Raw genomic sequence first — 3,876 nt, 5'->3', positions numbered from 1 at the left:
GTCCCCATGCGGGCGGAGCCGCGGAATCCCCCGGGGCCACCGCCGTCCCGGCCCGCGGCTCCGCCCGCATGGGGATGGGCGTCGTGGCGCACGACGGCCAGGGCGGCCTTCCCGCCGGCACCCGCGCCACCCAGACGGAGGGCGTCGACGTCGCCAGCTACCAGGGCAACGTCGCCTGGACCACCCTGTGGAACAGCGGCGTCCGGTGGGCGTACACCAAGGCGAGCGAGGGGACGTACTACACGAACCCCTACTTCTCCCAGCAGTACACCGGCTCCTACGGCGTCGGGATGATCCGCGGGGCCTACCACTTCGCCACCCCGGACACCACGAGCGGCGCGACGCAGGCCGACTACTTCGTCGACCACGGCGGCGCCTGGTCCAAGGACGGCAGGACCCTGCCCGGGGTGCTCGACATCGAGTGGAACCCGTACGGCGACGCCTGCTTCGGCAAGACGCAGAGCGCGATGGTCACCTGGATCCGTGACTTCCTGAACCAGTACAAGGCACGCACCGGCCGGCAGGCCGTCATCTACACCGCCACGAGCTGGTGGACCCAGTGCACCGGCAACTACGGCGGCTTCGCCGCCACCACCCCGCTGTGGATCGCGCGCTACGCCTCGACGCCGGGCACCCTCCCGGCCGGCTGGAGCACGTACACCATGTGGCAGTACACCTCGACCGGCCCGACGGTCGGCGACCACGACCGCTTCAACGGCGCGCTCGACCGGGTGCAGGCCCTCGCCAACGGCTGACCCGCCCCGACGTACGGCGAAGGCCCGGGCCTCCCTCACGAGGACCCGGGCCTCCACCTCATCCGGCAGCGCCCGTCACGCCGCCACCGGAACCTCCGGCGCCGCCCCGTTGGTGGCCGGGGCCAGCGCCAGCTCCAGGACCTGGCGGACGTCGGTGACGGCGTGGACGTCCAGCTTGTCCAGCACCTCCGCCGGGACGTCGTCCAGGTCGGCCTCGTTGCGCTTGGGGATGATCACGGTCGTCACCCCGGCGCGGTGCGCGGCGAGCAGCTTCTGCTTCACGCCGCCGATCGGCAGGACCCGGCCGGTCAGCGACACCTCACCGGTCATGGCCACGTCCGTGCGGACCAGCCGGCCGGAGAGCAGCGACGCCAGCGCCGTCGTCATGGTGACGCCCGCGCTCGGCCCGTCCTTGGGGACCGCGCCCGCCGGGAAGTGGATGTGCACACCCCGGTCCTTGAGGTCCCCGACGGGCAGTTCGAGCTCCGCGCCGTGCGAGCGCAGGAAGCTCAGGGCGATCTGCGCGCTCTCCTTCATCACGTCACCCAGCTGGCCGGTCAGCGTCAGACCCGCCGCGCCCGTCTCCGGGTCGGCCAGCGACGCCTCCACGTAGAGGACGTCCCCGCCCGCTCCGGTGACCGCGAGCCCGGTGGCCACGCCCGGGACCGCCGTACGGCGCTCCGCGGGGTCCTGGGCCGACTCGGGCACGTGGTGCGGCCGGCCGATCAGACCGCGCAGGTCCGCGTCCGTGATGGTGAACGGCAGCTCCCGCTCGCCGAGTTCGTGCTGGGCCGCCACCTTGCGCAGCAGCCTCGCGACGGACCGCTCCAGGGTGCGCACGCCCGCCTCGCGGGTGTACTCGCCGGCGAGCTTGCGCAGCGCGCTCTCGTCGATGACGACCTCGTCCTTCGCGAGCCCCGCCCGCTCCAGCTGGCGCGGGAGCAGGTGGTCGCGGGCGATGACGATCTTCTCGTCCTCGGTGTAGCCGTCGAGGCGGACCAGCTCCATACGGTCGAGCAGGGCCTCCGGGATGGCCTCCAGGACGTTGGCCGTGGCGAGGAACACCACGTCGGACAGGTCGAGTTCGACCTCCAGGTAGTGGTCGCGGAAGGTGTGGTTCTGCGCCGGGTCCAGGACCTCCAGGAGGGCGGCCGCGGGGTCGCCGCGGAAGTCGGAGCCCACCTTGTCGATCTCGTCGAGCAGGACGACCGGGTTCATCGAACCGGCCTCCTTGATCGCCCGTACGATCCGGCCAGGCAGCGCGCCGACGTACGTCCGCCGGTGACCGCGGATCTCCGCCTCGTCCCGCACACCGCCGAGGGCGACGCGCACGAACTTGCGGCCCATGGCGTGCGCGACCGACTCGCCGAGCGAGGTCTTGCCGACGCCGGGAGGCCCGACGAGGGCGAGCACGGCACCGCCGCGCCGGCCGCCGACGACGCCCAGGCCCCGGTCGTTGCGGCGCTTGCGCACCGCCAGGTACTCGGTGATCCGCTCCTTCACGTCCTCCAGGCCCGCGTGCTCGGCGTCCAGGACCGCCTTGGCGCCCTGGATGTCGTAGGCGTCCTCGGTCCGCTCGTTCCACGGCAGTTCGAGGACCGTGTCCAGCCAGGTGCGGATCCAGGAGCCCTCCGGGGACTGGTCGCTGGACCGCTCCAGCTTGTCGACCTCCTTGAGGGCGGCCTCCCGCACCTTCTCGGGCAGGTCGGCGGCCTCCACGCGGGCGCGGTAGTCGTCGGACTCCTCGCCCTCCTGCTCGCCGTTGAGCTCGCGCAGTTCCTTGCGTACGGCTTCCAGCTGACGGCGCAGCAGGAACTCCCGCTGCTGCTTGTCGACGCCCTCCTGGACGTCCTTGGCGATGGTCTCGGCGACGTCCTGCTCGGCGAGGTGGTCGCGGAGTTGCTGGGTGGCGAGCTTGAGGCGGGCGACCGGGTCGGCGGTCTCCAGCAGTTCGACCTTCTGCTCGGTGGTCAGGAACGGTGAGTAACCGGAGTTGTCGGCGAGCGCGGACACGTCGTCGATGGCCTGCACCCGGTCCACGACCTGCCAGGCTCCGCGCTTGCGCAGCCAGGCGGTGGCGAGTGCCTTGTACTCCTTGACCAGTTCGCCGACGTGACCGGGCAGCGGTTCGGGGACGGTCTGGTCGACCGTGGTCCCCTCGACCCACAGGGCGGCGCCCGGGCCGGTGGTCCCCGCACCGATCTTCACCCTGCTCCGGCCGCGGATGAGCGCGCCCGGGTCGCCGTCGGCCAGTCGGCCGACCTGCTCGACGGTGCCGAGCACACCGGTGCTCGCGTAGGTGCCGTCGATCCGAGGCACCAGGAGGACCTTCGGCTTTCCGGGTTCCGAGCGGGCGGCGGCCTGGGCGGCCTCGACCGCGGCGCGGACGTCGGTGTCGTTCAGGTCCAGCGGGACCACCATTCCGGGCAGCACGACCTCGTCGTCGAGCGGCAGCACAGGCAGAGTGAGCGGTGTGGACGTCGAAGCCATGATCTCCCCTTCGGCAGTCAAGTTGAGCTATGCCGACTCAATGCCCATGAGCCGTCGAATGTTCCCCACCCGCTTGCCTGTTCGCTGTCGGCGATCACGGCTGCCGGAATCGGCAGTGTTGGACCTAGGGTCGAGACGTAATAGGCACCTAGGGTCACCGGTCATTACTGGGGGATGTCGTGGACGGAGTCGTGCAGGCGTGGGTGACCGGCTGGGTCGTGTCCCGGGGGGCCGCCCCGCCGGAGCGCGAGCCCTGGGGGTTCACGGTGGACGTGGGACAGCTCGCGCAGGTCTCGCGGCACGTCTTCGAGGCGCTGGGCGACGACGTGGACGAGCGGCTGGTCCGCAAGGTGGCGGACGGCGTGACGGGCGCCGGGGTGTGGCTCAAGGTGTTCCAGGACCCGGAGGTCGTCCGGGGCTGGCTCGGCGAGGGCTGGTGGGTGGACCCGGAACCGGGGTACCTCATGACGGTCCCGCTGGCCGGAGCCGCGGGCGGAGACGGGAACACCCCCGACGGCTACCGGAGGCGCGTCTGGTCCGTCGGCGGCGTCACGCGCGTGCTCCTCGCCGCCCCCGACGGCTCCCTGGCCGCGCGCGGCCAGACCGCCCCGACCGGCGCCACCGCCGTCTT

General features: G+C 72.2%; 3 protein-coding genes. 2 read left to right on the top strand and 1 reads right to left on the bottom strand.

The window, feature by feature from the left end; translation table 11 throughout:
* Window positions 1-755: lysozyme (locus AOJ26_RS36460; protein WP_053852643.1), on the top strand; the 755-nt coding region annotated here is incomplete at its 5' end.
* A gap of 75 nt (window positions 756-830) precedes the next feature.
* On the opposite strand, the gene lon is transcribed toward AOJ26_RS36460, so the two are convergent.
* Window positions 831-3,245: an endopeptidase La gene (gene lon / locus AOJ26_RS36455; protein ID WP_053852642.1), complete on the bottom strand. Its 2,415-nt coding sequence runs from the start codon at window positions 3,243-3,245 to the stop codon at window positions 831-833.
* A 179-nt stretch (window positions 3,246-3,424) separates the two neighbouring features.
* Between lon and AOJ26_RS36450 the strand changes: the two genes are divergently transcribed.
* Window positions 3,425-3,876, top strand: a 452-nt coding sequence (locus AOJ26_RS36450; RefSeq protein WP_053852641.1) for a hypothetical protein, incomplete at its 3' end; no start/stop codon positions are given.

Source organism: Streptomyces sp. NRRL B-24085 (genome assembly GCF_001282115.1).
Lineage (GTDB): Bacteria > Actinomycetota > Actinomycetes > Streptomycetales > Streptomycetaceae > Streptomyces.
This window is presented reverse-complemented; position numbering and strand designations above follow the sequence as displayed.